The sequence below is a fragment of the Azospirillum sp. UFLA03-27 genome (assembly GCF_059803775.1).
On record NZ_JAUQTX010000065.1, the window covers coordinates 1 to 14,986 of the forward strand.

A 14,986-nucleotide genomic window follows, 5' to 3' on the forward strand; every position below is an offset into this window, starting at 1 on the left:
TCGGAGATGTGTATAAGAGACAGCACCAGCCGCCCGCCCCGCACCACCGCGGCGCAGGGGTTGGCGCCCAGCCAGTAGCACAGCTCCGCTGGGTCGCCGACGTCCCACACCGCCAGATCGGCGGCCTTGCCGGGCTCCAGCGTGCCATGGGTGGCGGCCATGCCCAGCGCCTGGGCGGCGTTGCGGGTGACTCCGGCCAGCGCCTCCTGCGGGGTCAGGCGGAACAGGGTGCAGGCCATGTTCAGCATCAGCAGCAGCGACACGGCGGGCGAGGTGCCGGGGTTGCAGTCGCTGGACACCGCCATCGGCACGCCATGGCGCCGGAACAGCTCGATGGGTGGCAGCTTGGTCTCGCGCAGCGTGTAGAAGGCGCCGGGCAGCAGCACCGCCACCGTCCCCGCCGCGGCCATCGCCCGCGCGCCCTCCTCGCCGGTGTGCTCCACATGGTCGGCGGACAGCGCCTTGTAGCGCGCGGCCAGCGCGGCCCCGCCACCGTCCGAGAGCTGGTCGGCGTGCAGCTTCACCGGCAGGCCGAGCCGCCGCGCGGTGTCGAACACGCGCGCCGTCTGCTCCGGCGAGAAGGCGATCCGTTCGCAGAAGGCGTCGACCGCGTCGAGCAGCCCCTCCGCGGCCAGGGTGGGCAGGATCTCGTCGCAGACCAACGCGATGTAGTCATCCGCCCGCCCGGCGAACTCTGGAGGCAGCGCGTGGGCGGCCAGCCCGGTCGTCCGCACCGTGACGGGGAAGCGCTCACCCAGCGCTCGCGCCGCGCGCAGCATCCGCCGCTCCGTGGCGAGGTCGAGGCCGTAGCCGGACTTCACCTCCACCACCGTCACGCCCTCGGCCAGCAGCGGCTGCAGGCGCACGGCGGCGCTGGCGAACAGGCTGTCCTCGTCGGCGGCGCGGGTGGCGGCGACGGTCGAGGCGATGCCCCCCCCGGCGCGCGATATCTCCTCGTAGGTCGCGCCCTCCAGCCGCATCTCGAACTCGCGGGCGCGGTTGCCGCCGAAGACCAGATGGGTGTGGCAGTCGATCAGCCCCGGCGTGACCCAGCGCCCGCCCAGGTCATGCTCCTCGGCGGCGCGACCGGCGGGGCGGTCCTTGGCGGCGCCGATCCAGGCGATCCGCCCGTCCTTCACGGCGATCACCACGTCCCGCACGACTCCTCCCGGAGCCATCGTGGCCGCATGACCGTTGAACCACAGGCTGTCCCACTCCATCATCCCCTCCCCGGCTTCCCGCCGCTTTCCATCCCACCTTACATCGCCATGCCCGACACCGACACCACACCAGCCCCGCGTTCCGCGCATCCGGTCCTGCTCTGCGCCGATGACTACGGCTTGTCGCCGGGCGTCAACGAGGCCATCCGCGACCTCATCGCCGCCGGACGCCTGACGGCGACCTCGGCCATGACGCTGTGCCCCTATTGGGCGGAGGGCGCGGCGCCCTTGAAGGAACTGGCCGGCAAAGCCGACGTCGGGCTGCATTTCACCCTGACCGACCAGCCGCCGCTGGGTTCCCTGCCTAAGCTGGCCCCGGACGGAAAGCTGCCGCCGCTGGGGCGGTTGATGAAACTGGCCTACAGCGGCGGCCTCGATCCCAAGGAAATCCGGGAGGAGCTGGCCCGCCAGCTCGACGCCTTCGCCGCAGCCTGGGGCGGACCGCCCGCCTACATCGACGGCCACCAGCACGTCCACCAGCTTCCCACCGTGCGCGAGGCGGTGACCGACGCCCTGGCCACCCTGCCCGGCGCCTATGTCCGCCTGTGCGGGGAGCCGGTGGGGGCCGTCCTGCGCCGCGGCGTGGCGGTTCCGAAGACCTTGCTGATCGGTGGGCTCGGCGGTGGGCTGGCGCGGCTGGCGCGGGCGCGCGGCATCCCCGCCAACGACCGCTTCGCCGGTGTCTACGACTTCTCCGGACGCCAGCCTTTCCCCGATCTGATGGCGCGCTTTCTCGACCGTCCCGCCGGGCGGCTGCTGGTGATGGTCCATCCCGGCATCCCGGATGAAGCCCTGCGCCGCGCCGACCCGCTGGTGGACCAACGCAAGGTGGAGCACGACTATCTGAGAAGCCCGGCCTTCGCCGCCCTGCTTGGCGAGCGAAGCATCCGACTCGCCCGCTTCGCCGAGTTCCCGGCGCCCTGATACAACCTTCCGCTTCTCCGCCCCCCGGCGGCATAGTTCCTCCGCTCATTCTTGACCGTTGCGATTGTTCGCCCCTACCATCATTACGACATGGCCGGATCGAGGGGGCTCTTCCTGGAGAAGAGACGAACAACAAAATCCCCTCGGTAAGAAGCGGCCCACAAAAGGGGATGCGGGATATGCACGACAATGGGACGTCGTCCGGACCACCGGGCGGCCAGGGCTCCAGCGGCTGGGTCGATTTCTGGAACCGCCCCAACGCCATTTACGCGAATCAGCGCAACCTCGAAGCGCATTTCGCCTGCCTGCAGAACGACCTCGACGCCCATCTTCCGGAGGGGGGGACCGTCCTGGATTTCGGCTGCGGCGACGCGCTGGCGGCGGAGGCCATGGCCAAGCGCTGCCGGAACGTCTGGCTGTACGACGCCGCCCCCGCGGTGCGGCAACGCTTGCGCGAGCGGCTGTCCGGCCATCCGGGTATCCGGGTCCTCGACGACGACGATCTCGCCACCCTTCCGACGGGCAGCGTCGATCTGGTGCTGGCCGTCTCCGTGCTGCAATACATCCCGCGGGAGGAGTTGGAGGGCGTTCTTCACCGCTGGCGCCACCTGATCGGCACCCGTGGGCGCATCCTGATCGCCGACGTGGTGGAGCCCGACACGCCGATGCTGCGCGACATCGCCAGCCAGCTCAGCATGGCGCGCCGGCACGGCTTCCTGATGGCGGCGCTGATGGGGCTGGGGCGCATGGCCCTATCCGACTACCGCCGCATCCGGCGCGAGGCCGGCTTTTCAACCTATACGCCGGCGGAGTTGCAGGCCCGGCTGTCCGCCGCCGGACTGAAAGGCGATCGTCTGGCGAAGAACATCGGCCCGACGCCGCACCGCCATTCCTTCGTCGCTCGCTCTCACGGTGAGCCGACAGGCGCTCAGGCGGCAGGCGATCCGGCCTTGAAGGTCCAGTAGCGGTTCGCGCCGAAGCTCCACAGCATCACCAGCGCCGTGGCGGTGAGCTGGGCCAGCAGGTAGTGCAGGCCCAGCCGCTGCGCCAAGGCCCACATGATGGCGCTGTTCACGCACAACCCCACCGCCGCGACGGCTACGAACTTCGTGGCGGTGGGCAGGTGCTCCTGCTCGCTGCGAAAGACATGGCCGTAATTCAGCAGGTAGCTGATGACGCCGCCGACGAGGAATCCCGCCGCCGAGGCCAGGACCGGCGGAGCCGCCGCCAGTTCCGACAGGGCGATCAGAACGCCGTAATGGCCAACCGCCGCGGCACAGCCGACCACCGCGAAGAGCAGGAACTGCACCAGCGGCGCGTGCGCCGCCCGGTCCCTGGTGAATCTTCCCCCGGTCAATCCTCGTTCTCGACCCATTCCCTCTGCCGCAGCTTGTAGCGCTGGATCTTGCCCGTTTCCGTCCGCGGCAACTGCTCCAGGAACTCCACCGCGCGGGGGTACTTGTACGGGGCGATCCGGTCCTTGACGTAGCATTGCAGCCGCTCCGCAAGATCGTCGCTGGGCCGCACGCCGTCGCGGGTGACGATGAAGGCCTTGGGGATGGAGCCGCGCAGCGGATCGGGCGCCGCGATGACCGCGCACTCCTCCACCGCGTCGTGGCCGAGCAGAACGTCCTCCACCTCCAGGCCGGAAATCTTATAGCCGGCGGAGACGATCAGGTCGTCGGTCCGCGCGTGATACCAGAAATAGCCGTCCTCATCCATGCGGAAGGCGTCACCGGTCAGGTTCCAGCCGCCCTGCACGTAGTTCTCCTGGCGCGGGTCGTCCAGGTAGATGCAGCCTGTCGGGCCGCGCACGGCCAGCCGCCCGATCTGGCCGGGGGGCAACGGGGTCAGGCTGTCGTCGACCACGCGGGCCTCGTAGCCCGGAACAACCATGCCGGTGGCGCCGGGCCGCACGGCACCGGGGGGCGAATGCAGGACGGCGTTCAGCATCTCCGTGGTGCCGAAGCTGTCGAGAATCTCCATCCCCGTCACCGCCTGCCAGCCCTCCAGCGTGGTGGCGGGCAGCGGCTCCCCCGCCGAGACGCAGGCGCGCAGCGTGCGCAGCCCCTCGGCCAGAGCCGGGTCCTCCTCGATCCGCGCGGTCATGGCGCGGTAGACGGTGGGCACGGTGAACATCACCGTCGCCTTGTGCTTCGCGGTCACCTCCAGCAGCCGTTCCGGCGTGGCCCGGTCCAGCAGCACGACCGACGCCCCCACCCGCAGCGGGAACAGCAGCATCCCACCCTGGCCATAAGCGAAGGCGAGCGACGGCGTGCCGCAGAACACGTCGTCGCCACCGGTCTTCAGCAGCGATTGCGGCGACAGGTCGGCCACCGCCAGAAGGTCGCGGTGGAAATGCGCGGTCGCCTTGGGCTTGCCGGTGGTGCCCGAGGTGAAGGCGATCAGCGCCACATCGTCGGCGGCGGTGTCCACCACAGCGAAACCGGCTTCGGTCTCTTCCAGCCATCCTTCGAGGTCGCCGCCGTTGAAGGTCACGACAGGCATTCCCCCGCCCATCGATTCCGCCGCCCCGTTGAGATCCTTGGCGAAGCGCGCGTCGCACAACGCCAGCGAGACGGCGGCGCGCTCGATGATGCTTTCCAGCTCCGTCGCGCGCAGCAGCGGCATGGTCGGCACCACCACCGCGCCGGCTTTCAGCACCGCCAGCCAGCAGGCGGCCAGCATCGGCGTGTTGGTCCCGCGCACCAGAACCCGGTTGCCGGGAACGATCCCGAACCGCTCGGCCAGCAGGCGCGCGATGCGGTCCACCGTGTCGCGGAAGCGGCCATAGCTCCACACGTCGCCGTTTCCGATGACGCAGGGGCGCTCGTCCCAGCCGCGCTCCCGCCAGACGTCCAGCAGGGCCGCGGCGGCGTTCAGACGCTCGGGATAGGTGAGTTCGGGCCGGTCGTAGGAAAAGTCGGGCATCTGCTCCGGCGGTGGCAGCCGGTCACGCGTGAAACTGTCGATATGACCGGACCGAATCATCCTCTGACGCCTCCGCCACGCACCGTGTTCTTGAGCTTTCCCAACAACCCCATCAACTGCACCATGTCGCCGTGGGGCATTCCCGCCGTCAGCTCGGCCAGCCAGCGGCGTTGCGCCGCCGCGATGGCCTGCGCCAGGGCGCTGCCCTCGGGGGTGATCCGGACGAACTGCATGCGCCGGTCGTTCGACGCCGCGGCCCGCGTGACCAGCCCATCCGTGGCCAGGCGTTCTACAATGCCGGTGACGTTGCCGTTGGTGACCATCATGCGCTTCGACAACTCGCCCATGGTCAGCCCTTCCGGCTGACGTTCGAGCAGGCACAACAGATCGAAACGCGGCTGGGTGGTGCTGAACTCGTCGCGCAAACGGCTGCGCAACCGGGCGCCGATGAGAACGGCGCACGCCGAAAGACGCAACCAGAGGCGCATCTCCGGGGAGGCGGCAAGGTCAGCCGCAGCCTCCACATCGACCGACACGTCCCCCTGCGCCCCGGCCGATGCCTCGGCCGCTGCGATGGCGGGTCCCTTCACGGTCTGTCTCCACTCCCGGTGGGAGGCATCCGCCGCAGCGCTGCCTCCTCTTCGTTCGAAGGCTTACTGTAGTTGGACGCTCGGCCTTTGAGCCATGCAAGGAAGGAATGCTTGGTGCACAAGCAATAATCATCTGCGCAGAGATCGGGCGCGTTCACCCTCAAGCGCTCGACCGCTCAGTCGGCGCTCAGATACAGGTCGATTTCGCCCTGCTCCATGACGTGGGCGGTGCCGTGGATGATGCCATTGGCGATCTGGATGATTCGGTGGATCATCGCGACGGAGGTCTGGCAGTCCAGCCGCAGCTTGTCGGTCGCCCCATCCTGGATGTCGATGGACACGCGCTCCAGCGTGTGGCGGACCACCTGATGCGCCTGGGCGATGGTGTCCTCGAACGGCCGCTTGAACTTGGCCGGGACGTGGCCGTACGCCTCGATGGCCAGATCCTTGTCCGAGAAGCCGCTGTCGCGGAAATGCTCCTGGTAGCTCTTGGGCTGCCAGATCAGGCATTCCTCCAGCATGTCCGGCATGTCCGGAATCATCTCGATCAGCATCACGATTTCGTTGAAGTGATTGAGATAATCGGTCGCCAGCAGGGTCTTGTCGGAAATGTTGGTGCCGACCACGCGCTGCCGCCAGACATGGAAATCCGCCAGTTCGTCCGGCGCCATGCCATCGGTCACCGGCGGATCGGAATCGGGCCGATCAGAGCCTGCCGGGTCGAAATCTGGTTCGGTCATACGCGACTCTGGCATGCGCGGCCCTGGCATACGCGGTTCGACAGGCTCGGGTCTGGCGGGCGGTGCCGGACGGTTTCCAAGCCGTTCCACCACCGGTGCGCGACGCCGGGGACAGTCAGTAATATCGCACTCATCCCGGCGCAAGCCCACCAGCGCGCTTTTTTTCGATGCCGTGCAAAAAAACGCCGCCGGCGCGTCCCCGCTGGGACAGGCGCTGCGGCGGCAGTGACTGGCGGTTCAGGGAGGAATCACACCATTGGCAGTTCCAACAACCGGTCATCGCCAATTGTTCCGCTTCCCTCGCATGTGCAGCGAACGGAACGGGGGCGGGCCGCCCGAAAAGCCCCTGCGCCCGAGCGAACGAGGTATGACGCCGCCCGTCCGGCGACGGGACTTAATCCGATCAAGCTATCCCGAATAACCCTTTCGTCGTCACTCCCGATACGGCGCGAACTGCGCCATATGAACTTAACTTTGTAAGCGATCGGACGGGAACATTCGGCAAAGTCCGGGAAACGCGGCAGGCAAGCCAGCGCCCCTCGGCGGTCCGCACTGGCTGGAGGTACGGGGAAAAAGTCATGGATCAAAACACCCGCCACCTGATGGAACATCTGCCTTATCTGCGACGCTATGCGCGGGCCTTGACCGGCACATCGACGCAGGGGGATGCCCTGGTGACGCGCACGCTTGAATGGTACCTGGACGGGCCGGGCGGGTCGGCAGTGGTGGACCCGTCGCGCGGTTCGCTCTACCGCTACCTGAACCAGTTGCAGGACAGCTCCGGCGCCCGGGCTGGTGCGCCCGGCGCCCATCCGGTCGAGGCGGCGCTGCACAGCCTGGACGAGATGGATCGTCGGCTCTACCTGCTGGTCAACCTGGAGGATCTGCCGGTCGCCGACGCCGCCACCGTGCTGGGCATTGCCCCGGAAGACGCGGTGGAGCGGCTCAACTTCGCCCGAGAGCGGGTGCGCTCGAAGCTGACGGCGACGATCCTGATCGTCGAGGACGACGCCATCATCGCCTTCGATCTGGCGGAGACCGTGCGCGGCATGGGCCACACCGTCTGCGGCAACGCCGCCACCATGGACGAGGCGCTGACGCTGGCTTCCCGCCATGCGCCGACGCTGGCGCTGATGGACATCCGTCTGGCCGAAGGAGACAACGGAATCGAGGTGGCGCGGGAGCTTCGCCGCAAGCGCTTCCTGCCGGTGATCTTCGTCACCGCCTTTCCCAACGAACTGGCCAAGCAGGGGCTGGAGCATCTGGGCCCGGTGATCCCCAAGCCCTTCACCCGCGAGCAGATCGAGCAGGCGATCACCCGCGCCGTCTTCACCCCCCACCCCGAGGAAGCCTCGCTCGCCATGAAGCACTGAGGTTCCCGGAGAGTCGGAGAAGGCCAGCCGCCTTACTTGAAGACGACGGTGCGTCCGCCGTTCAGCAGGACGCGGTGCTCGACGTGGTAGCGGACCGCCCGAGCCAGCACGATGTTCTCGATGTCACGCCCGATGGCCACCAGGTCGTCGGGCGTCATCGTGTGGTCGACGCGCTCCGCCTCCTGCTCGATGATCGGCCCCTCGTCGAGGTTCGAGGTGACGTAGTGGGCGGTGGCGCCGATCAGCTTCACGCCGCGGGCGTGCGCCTGATGGTACGGCTTGGCGCCCTTGAAGCTGGGCAGGAAGGAATGGTGGATGTTGATGACCCGCCCGGCCATCCGCTCGCACAGGGCCGGGGACAGCACCTGCATGTAGCGGGCGAGCACGACCAGATCGATCTTTTCCTGCTCCGCGATCTCCAGCAGACGGGCCTCCTGCTGGGCTTTGCTGTCGTTGGTCACCGGAAGGTGATGGAAGGGAATGTTGTGCCACGCCGCGAGCTGGTAGAAGTCGCGGTGATTGGACACGATGGCCGGGATCTCGATCGGCAGATAGCCGGTGCGGTAGCGGTACAGCAGGTCGTTCAGGCAATGCCCGAACTTCGAGACCATGATCAGCACCCGCTGGCGGCGCCCGGCGTCATGCAGCTTCCAGGTCATGCCGAAGCGTTCGGCCACCTGCTCGGCGAAGTCCGCCTGAAGCTCCGCCTGCGACGGCCCCGCGGCGGCGGCCGAGAAATGAATGCGCAGGAAGAACAGATTGGTCCCGCGGTCGCCGAACTGCGCGCTGTCGATGATGTTGCACGACCGCTCGGCCAGGAAGCCCGACACGGCGTAGACGATGCCCACGGCATCGGGGCACGAGACGGTGAGGATGTATTCAGAAGCGGTGCCGGACATGCGCGCCTACCGTTGCGACCTGGAATCGAGGGCGGATTCCGTAGCACGATCGTCCGCGGGATGCATCGTGCAATGTGGGAATACCGGAACGCCTTTCCGGCAGCATTTGGTAAGGATTCCCATGCGACAATGCGTCGTTCCGGCATTGGGCCGAACCGGGAGGCGAGCCATGGGCATGGGCGGGAAGATCATCGGCGAGTACGCCAAGGGCAAGGTTGACAAGCTGCTGACGCCGGAAGCGGCGGAAAACACGTCGCGGCACCGGATCATGCACTTCCTGGAGAATATGGAAGCGGCGGTGCTGGAGGCGAATTGCGAAGTGATGGGACGCGAGCTTCCCAACCTCAACCAGACGTCCTTCCTGCGGATGGCCGTCCGGGTGGCGGAGCTGCGGGCCGACTATCTGCGCGCCGGGCTGAAGGTGGCGGACCACCGTCACCCCGACGCAGCCGCCATCGAGGAGCTGGCCCGCGTCCGCCGCGCCTACGAGGAGATGCAGGCGGTCTTCGAAGCGTCGGAACGGGTGATCGAGCGGGGGTACGTGAAGCTGGGATGAGAAGCCCCGTCCCCAGCGTCACGATCCGGTCGCGTCCAGCGCGTCAGGCGTCCATGCCGGGGTGGCGGTAGACCATCGGCCCCGGCCCGCCCTCCTCGCCGTTCTTCTCGGGAAGCTGGGGCTGCGGCAGGGCGTAGAATTTCGGCTTGTCGGGATCCAGCGTGTTTTCAAAGGGCAGTGTCATGGCCATGCCGGACCGGTTCCTCTCCGCCTCGCGCATCGCCTGCTGGAGCTGTTCGGCGAGCTTCTGGTCCCAGCCCAGCTTGTAGTAGCGCGGCTCGGCCCCGCCCTCCAGCTGGAGCCACAGGTAGATCCCCTGCCCCTCCTTGATCTGGGCTCCCAGAATGGTGGCCTGGGCGGCGGCGCTCTGCGCCCATTCCATGCGGACCGGCTTCGGCTTGCTCAGCAGATCGGCCATGCCGGCATAGGCGACGGGCATGAAGCCGATGGAGACGGCGACCGCCGACACCTTCACCCACAGCCGGCGCGGCGCCCAGATGGCGATGGTGGCGAGCGTGGCGGCCAACGCGACCGCGGCGGCCTGGAAGTCGAGCAGTTGGGTCATGATTTCCTCCCGCTGCGCAGGGGCTTGTAGAGGCTGTGCACGCTGTCGCCGACCAGCTCGCCGGACTCGGTCAGCCTGAAGCGGAAGACGGTCAGTTCCTGACCCTCCCGGTCCAGCTGGATGGTGGTGGCGAGAAGCTGGCGCGCGTTGTCGCCGTCCGGCCGCTTGGCGCTGACCACCACGGTGACCGGCACCGGGAAGACCGTCGCCTTGTTCCGGTAGAGATGCAGGTTCACCGCGTACTCGCCGGGCGGGATGCCGCGGCTGTAGCTGGCCTCGTAGTTCAGCTTCGTCGGGTCGGCGTTGCGGCCGAGGTCGTCGCGCAGCAGGTTGAAGATCACGCCGGACTTGTTGGAGTAGCCGACCGGCACGTCGCCCGGCGCCTCCACCCACAGGTCGACGTCGGCGTCCAGTTCGTCGGGCCAGCGGGCCTCGACCATCACGTTGCCGGGCGCCGCGACGCCCGCCGTGTCGGTCTGCTTGGCCTCCGGCCGGATGTGGGGAAGCAGCAGGATGACCACCGCCACGAAGCCGCAGAGCGCCAACGTGATGACGTCGCGAAAGACGGTGCCGGCGTCGTCGTCCTCGAACTGGTCAAGGGCCTGCATGGCGTTCCCCCACGGCGACGATCTCGGTGATCAGGTTCACCGTTGCGCCGGACAGCAGGCCGATGTTGATGTTCAGCCAGATGTTCAGGACGCCGCCGACCAGCGTGGTGTAAAGCGCGACCGCCATGCCCTCGATCAGCTTCGACACCATCGGGCCGATGGCGGCGACGTCGCCGGCCTTTTCCGGGTCGACGCCCGACAGGGCCATGATGAAGCCGATGACCGTGCCGATCAGACCGAGGATCACCAGTGTCGAGGAAATCTGCCGCACCGTGCCGATGCGCGCCGACAACTTGAACTTCAGGGAGGATGCGGCGATCGACCGCGCCCCGGAATCCCGACCGCGGACCTCCGCCAGATAGCGCGCGGCGCGCGACGGGACGGAGGGGTCGAATTCCTTGGCGCGGTTCAGTTCGCGGCTGGTGCGCAGGATGCGCTGTGCCGACAGGCCCAGCCCGGCCAGGAAGACCAGGAAGATCAGCAGGCAGAGATGCGTGCTGTCGGTGGCGATGATGGGGTCGATCAGCCCCTCCGCCAAGGCGGCGGCGAGAAGCGTGAAGCCCGCGGCGTTGACGACCGCGAAGCGCAGAAGCAGCAGGTAGCGTTGCGACACCAGCGACAGGCCGGCGGTCAGTTGGCCGCCACGGCGGCGGCGCACGGTGGGCACGAGGGAATGAACGGGGACGTTCTGGGCGTCTTCGGCCATGGCGTCCGAAACAGCGTCCGACATCGGGCAGCCCTCCATCAAGGGAGCAGGGAGCGTTCGGACTGGCACTCCGCAACCGGCGTGCCAGCGGTTCATCGTCGGTCTCGCCCAATCCCGCCGCCCGCCGCTCCGGTCCGTTCATGTGCTTGGCCGGATGGGATGAATCGCCCCTGTGACAAACAGGCTACTCCGGAAGTCTGCCTTCCGTCCCCACGGTGTCCATTGCTTTGGATCAACGGATTCCACGATTTCACCGGCGCCGTGATTAAATTATGTTCAAAATCTCAAAGTCGATCTTTGCGCTGCTCACGAAATAAGCAAAATTATGTTGCGCTGCAACATTAAACTCTGCGTCGCGATAGACCCAGAGAAGTACGTGCGAATACAAAAAACCCCTTTCCTGCCACTGCAGGAAAGGGGTTTGCGGACGGATTCGTTCGTATTCGTGCGATCAGACGTCGCGGTAATGTTCCAGTTCGCGCCTCAGGTCGGTAACTTCGCGCTGCAACGCAACCACCCGACCGACGTCGGGAGCCATGCGGCGCTCTTCCTTTTCGAGTTCGTCTTCGACCTCGCGCTGCTCCTGCCGGATGATGTTGAACAAGGCTTTCCTCAACATCGCCACCTCCCGAGCTTATTTCTAAAATTTTAGCGCTTTCGGCCATCATCATCAAGGAATTCTTGGAAAGAGTCGAATCTTCATAGGGTGCCGACGCCCTCCATGATGGCTTGGCCGCGACAATTGGCGGAGCTAACCCGCCCGGCCTTGACAACCCTTTTGCGCGTCCCCATTGGTTAACGCTCACACCTTGGGCTCAACCTCAGGCCTGTTCGGGCCGGACGCCGCCTTTCCGATCGCGCTCAGGACTTTTGGTTTCGGCGGCCCCAACTCCTTGCGGAATCAGGGGCGAATGGAACGCAGACGTCTTCTTCAGCTGGCGCTGACCGTCCCCCTCGCTGGGGCCGGCGCCTTGCTGTTCCCGCATGCCGCGGGTGCCCAGACCAAGCCCCGCCCGGCGGCGCGCCCGCGCATGGTGGTGCTCGACCCCGGCCATGGCGGCATCGACCCGGGGGCCATCGGCGCCCGTGGCACCCAAGAAAAAGAGATCACTTTGCACATCGCGCAGGAGGTCGGGCGCCTGCTATCACGGCAGCACAAGCTGGGGGTGACGCTGACCCGCGACGGTGACCGCTTCCTGGCGCTGGGCGAGCGGGTGGACGCCGCCCGCGCAGCGCGGGCCGACCTGTTCGTCTCCATCCACGCCGACAGCGCACCCAACCGTGAGGCGCGCGGCCTATCCGCCTACACCCTGTCCGAAAAAAGCTCCGACTCCTTCGCCGCGGCGCTGGCGCACAAGGAGAACGCCGTGGACCGCTTGGGCGGCGTCGACGTGAAGGACGCCAAAAAGGCCGTGAAGGAGATCCTGCTCGACCTGACGGCGCGCCACACCAAACACGCGGCGCTGGTGGCCCGGCATGCCATCGTGAAGGGGGCGGGGAAGGACATGCTGCTGCTCGACAACCCGATGCGCTCCGCCAACTTCGCGGTGCTCAAGGCGCCGGACGTTCCGTCCGTCCTGCTGGAGACCGGCTTCCTGTCGAATCCGAAGGACGAGGCGATCCTGCGCGACCCCAAGGCGCGGCAGAAGATCGCCCGCGTTCTCGCGCGCGAAATCGCCGGGCTGGTGACGCGCGCCCCCTTCGCCTAGCCCGGATTCCTTCGCGCTCGCCGCGAGTGAAACATTCGTGCATCACCCTGGGACAAAACCACGATGAAGCCTGACACCCCCAAGATTCCCCATTGCCAACGCACCTGCGGCATGACTTTTTCCGCCCGCCCGTTCTTTCGGCGGGCCGGGGATCGGAGGCAGAGCGTGTCGGGGTTTGGCCGCCTTTGGGCGCTGGTCGGGATGGCCGCTGTCGCGGGTCTTGCGTCTGGCTGCGCACCCGTCGTGCTGGGCGCCGCCGGGGGCACCGCCGTCGTCGCGGCCAGTGAACACCGGGGCCTGTCCGGCTTCGCCTCGGACACCGAGATCAAGGCCCGCATCAACCATCTGTGGTTCCAGCACTCGCTGGAGATGCACAGCCGCATCGGCCTGACGGTCGATCAAGGCCGCGTGCTGCTGACCGGTCGCGCCGCCGACGCCCAGATGCGCCTCGACGCCGTACGCCTGTGCTGGCAGGTGGAGGGCGTCAAGGAGGTCATCAACGAGATCCAGGTGGACACCGACTCGGGCATCATGGACAGCGCCCGCGACACTTGGATCACGACGCAGCTGCGCACGAAGCTTACCTTCGATTCGCAAATTCATAGCCAGAATTTCAGCATCGATACCGTCAACGGCGTCGTCTATCTCATGGGTCTGGCCACCCACCAGGGCGAGCTCGACCGCGTGATCGAGCACGCCCGCACGCTGCCGAACGTCCAGCGTGTCGTCAACTACGCCCGCGTCCTCTAGCGCACCAGGGTCTCCGCACCGCCATGGCCATCCTGCCCGCCCCCGCCCGCCGTCTTGCCGCCTCCGCTGCCATGAGCCTGTTCATGGCGCTGGCGGCGTTCACCGTGGCGGTGGGGGGAACCGGCACCCCGGCGGCGGCGCAGCAGCCGCTGCCCGACCAAGCGCCGGCCAACCGCCTGTTCGTCCAGGCGATGCAGATGATCCGGCAGGCGGACAACACCTACGACATTGCCGAGGAGAGCCGCTTCCTGAAGGAGGCGGATCGGCTGCTGAACGAAATCGTCGTCAAGTATCCGGACAGCGCGCTGGCCGTCCAGCTCGTCACCAACCAGTTCGTCGGCGACTTCGACTTCTTCGAGTTCCGTTCGCGCATCCGCTCGCTGGTCTGCAACGAGCCGATGACCTCGCTGTGCTTCCTGCACCGGGTGGCGGAAATGCTGCCCCCGGTGGAGACGCCGATCACCGCCGCCCGTTGGGACTGGCTGTCGCTGGCCGTTGCCTACAACACCATCGGCGACACCGCGCGGGCCAAGGAGATCATCGCGCCCTTCGTCAGTGCGGTGCGCCGTGGTGCTGCGTCCGACGGGGCCGGCCAGGACCTGTTTGTCGCCCGCGCGCTCGCCCTGATGGGGCAGAACCAGCTCGCGCTCGACATCACCCGGCAGATCCCGGAATGCTCGACCCGCATCTACAACCTCGCCGACATCGCCAAGGCGGCGGCGTGGCGCGGCGACATGGCGCTGGCCGGGCAGCTCGCCGAGGAGGCCAAGGCCTACGCCACCGCCCGCAACTGCAGCTGGGAGCTGGGTCTGGTCGCCCAGACTCTGCTGCGCGCCGGCAAGGAGGGCGCGGCTCGCACCCTGTTCCTGAACACGGTGGAGACGCAGTTCTCCAAGTTCCGCGAGACAAAGACCGACTGCTGCCCGCCGGAGCTGGCGGTCGCCGCGTCGGAGCTGGGCGACACCAATCTGGCGCTGGGCCTGCTGCGCACCGTGCAGGACGAGAATCCCTGGACGATCCCGGCGGTGCTGGGCCGCATCGCCCGCCGTTCCGACGCCTCGGTGGCGCTGTCCTACGCCGAGCAGGTGCAGGACCTCGACATCCGCGGCGAGGCTCTGGCCGAGCTGATCGAGGCGGCGCTGAAGCGCGGCGACCCGACCAGCGCCAACGAGCTGATGAAGCGGCTGACCCGTCTGGTGGACGATTCCGCCGGCCGCCGGCCCGGCCTGCTCGCCCAGAAGGCCAAGGCGGAGAAGGTGATGTACGGCGACGACCGCTGGCGCAAGAGCTTCCAGGGCTCGCTCAACGCCGCGGACCGGGCGAGCAACTTCGTCCGGCGCGACATCGGCGCCCCGCTGCTCGCCGCCCTGGTGCGGATCGAGACCGGCCTGCCGATGCTCGACTGAGCCTGGCTA

General features: G+C 67.5%; 17 protein-coding genes. 7 read left to right on the forward strand and 10 right to left on the reverse strand.

The window, feature by feature from the left end:
• Window positions 1-1,220 (reverse strand): imidazolonepropionase (gene hutI, locus Q4I23_RS12345; RefSeq protein ID WP_498526426.1); only part of this gene is annotated, 1,220 nt, incomplete at its 3' end.
• 48 nt (window positions 1,221-1,268) lie between these two features.
• On the opposite strand from hutI, the gene Q4I23_RS12350 reads away from it, so the two are divergent.
• Both Q4I23_RS12350 and Q4I23_RS12355 read left to right on the forward strand, forming a co-directional pair.
• Window positions 1,269-2,144: a ChbG/HpnK family deacetylase gene (locus Q4I23_RS12350; protein ID WP_498526427.1), complete on the forward strand. Its 876-nt coding sequence runs from the start codon at window positions 1,269-1,271 to the stop codon at window positions 2,142-2,144.
• 179 nt (window positions 2,145-2,323) lie between these two features.
• Window positions 2,324-3,109, forward strand: a complete 786-nt coding sequence (locus Q4I23_RS12355) for a class I SAM-dependent methyltransferase (RefSeq protein ID WP_454016794.1) — start codon at window positions 2,324-2,326, stop codon at window positions 3,107-3,109.
• On the opposite strand, the gene Q4I23_RS12360 is transcribed toward Q4I23_RS12355, so the two are convergent.
• From Q4I23_RS12360 to Q4I23_RS12375, 4 genes are all read right to left on the reverse strand, one after another.
• A complete protein-coding gene (locus Q4I23_RS12360; RefSeq protein WP_454016795.1) occupies window positions 3,073-3,501 on the reverse strand; it encodes a GtrA family protein in 429 nt (142 codons plus the stop codon). The genes Q4I23_RS12355 and Q4I23_RS12360 overlap by 37 nt on opposite strands.
• Window positions 3,498-5,075 (reverse strand): AMP-binding protein, encoded by a 1,578-nt coding sequence (locus Q4I23_RS12365; RefSeq protein WP_454016796.1) that lies wholly within the window; start codon window positions 5,073-5,075, stop codon window positions 3,498-3,500. Before Q4I23_RS12365 ends, Q4I23_RS12360 begins: the two co-directional genes overlap by 4 nt.
• A 56-nt stretch (window positions 5,076-5,131) precedes the next feature.
• Window positions 5,132-5,665: a MarR family winged helix-turn-helix transcriptional regulator gene (locus Q4I23_RS12370; protein WP_237906273.1), complete on the reverse strand. Its 534-nt coding sequence runs from the start codon at window positions 5,663-5,665 to the stop codon at window positions 5,132-5,134.
• A gap of 176 nt (window positions 5,666-5,841) precedes the next feature.
• The gene (locus Q4I23_RS12375; RefSeq protein WP_454016797.1) at window positions 5,842-6,405 is read right to left on the reverse strand and encodes a hypothetical protein; all 564 of its coding nucleotides are present in this window, start codon (window positions 6,403-6,405) and stop codon (window positions 5,842-5,844) included.
• A gap of 578 nt (window positions 6,406-6,983) precedes the next feature.
• Between Q4I23_RS12375 and Q4I23_RS12380 the strand changes: the two genes are divergently transcribed.
• On the forward strand, window positions 6,984-7,778 hold the full coding sequence (locus Q4I23_RS12380; protein ID WP_237906275.1) for a response regulator: 795 nt from the start codon (window positions 6,984-6,986) through the stop codon (window positions 7,776-7,778).
• A gap of 32 nt (window positions 7,779-7,810) precedes the next feature.
• Here Q4I23_RS12380 and purU read toward each other — a convergent pair whose 3' ends face one another.
• The gene (purU, locus tag Q4I23_RS12385; RefSeq protein WP_237906276.1) at window positions 7,811-8,677 is read right to left on the reverse strand and encodes a formyltetrahydrofolate deformylase; all 867 of its coding nucleotides are present in this window, start codon (window positions 8,675-8,677) and stop codon (window positions 7,811-7,813) included.
• Window positions 8,678-8,846: 169 nt separating this feature from the next.
• Here purU and Q4I23_RS12390 point away from each other — a divergent pair, with 169 nt between their 5' ends.
• Complete coding sequence (locus Q4I23_RS12390; protein ID WP_498526428.1) at window positions 8,847-9,233, forward strand: hypothetical protein; 387 nt, start codon at window positions 8,847-8,849, stop codon at window positions 9,231-9,233.
• A gap of 43 nt (window positions 9,234-9,276) precedes the next feature.
• Here the strand turns inward: Q4I23_RS12390 and Q4I23_RS12395 are convergent, their stop codons facing one another.
• The 4 genes from Q4I23_RS12395 to Q4I23_RS12410 all read right to left on the reverse strand — a co-directional run bounded on the left by Q4I23_RS12395 (window position 9,277) and on the right by Q4I23_RS12410 (window position 11,716).
• Entirely contained in the window at window positions 9,277-9,798 is a 522-nt protein-coding gene (locus Q4I23_RS12395; protein WP_237906277.1) for a hypothetical protein, read from the reverse strand.
• Window positions 9,795-10,406, reverse strand: a complete 612-nt coding sequence (locus tag Q4I23_RS12400; protein ID WP_498526429.1) for a DUF2135 domain-containing protein — start codon at window positions 10,404-10,406, stop codon at window positions 9,795-9,797. The genes Q4I23_RS12395 and Q4I23_RS12400 overlap by 4 nt, the downstream gene beginning before the upstream one ends.
• Window positions 10,393-11,136, reverse strand: a complete 744-nt coding sequence (locus Q4I23_RS12405) for a MotA/TolQ/ExbB proton channel family protein (RefSeq protein WP_498526430.1) — start codon at window positions 11,134-11,136, stop codon at window positions 10,393-10,395. The genes Q4I23_RS12400 and Q4I23_RS12405 overlap by 14 nt, the downstream gene beginning before the upstream one ends.
• Window positions 11,137-11,563: 427 nt before the next feature.
• Entirely contained in the window at window positions 11,564-11,716 is a 153-nt protein-coding gene (locus Q4I23_RS12410; protein ID WP_237906280.1) for a hypothetical protein, read from the reverse strand.
• Between the two features lie 307 nt (window positions 11,717-12,023).
• On the opposite strand from Q4I23_RS12410, the gene Q4I23_RS12415 reads away from it, so the two are divergent.
• The 3 genes from Q4I23_RS12415 (at window position 12,024) to Q4I23_RS12425 (ending at window position 14,977) form a co-directional block, all read left to right on the forward strand.
• Window positions 12,024-12,821, forward strand: a complete 798-nt coding sequence (locus Q4I23_RS12415; RefSeq protein WP_498526431.1) for an N-acetylmuramoyl-L-alanine amidase family protein — start codon at window positions 12,024-12,026, stop codon at window positions 12,819-12,821.
• Window positions 12,822-12,986: 165 nt separating this feature from the next.
• A complete protein-coding gene (locus Q4I23_RS12420; protein WP_094306948.1) occupies window positions 12,987-13,571 on the forward strand; it encodes a BON domain-containing protein in 585 nt (194 codons plus the stop codon).
• A 23-nt stretch (window positions 13,572-13,594) separates the two neighbouring features.
• On the forward strand, window positions 13,595-14,977 hold the full coding sequence (locus Q4I23_RS12425; RefSeq protein ID WP_454016802.1) for a hypothetical protein: 1,383 nt from the start codon (window positions 13,595-13,597) through the stop codon (window positions 14,975-14,977).
• Window positions 14,978-14,986 lie beyond the last annotated feature (9 nt).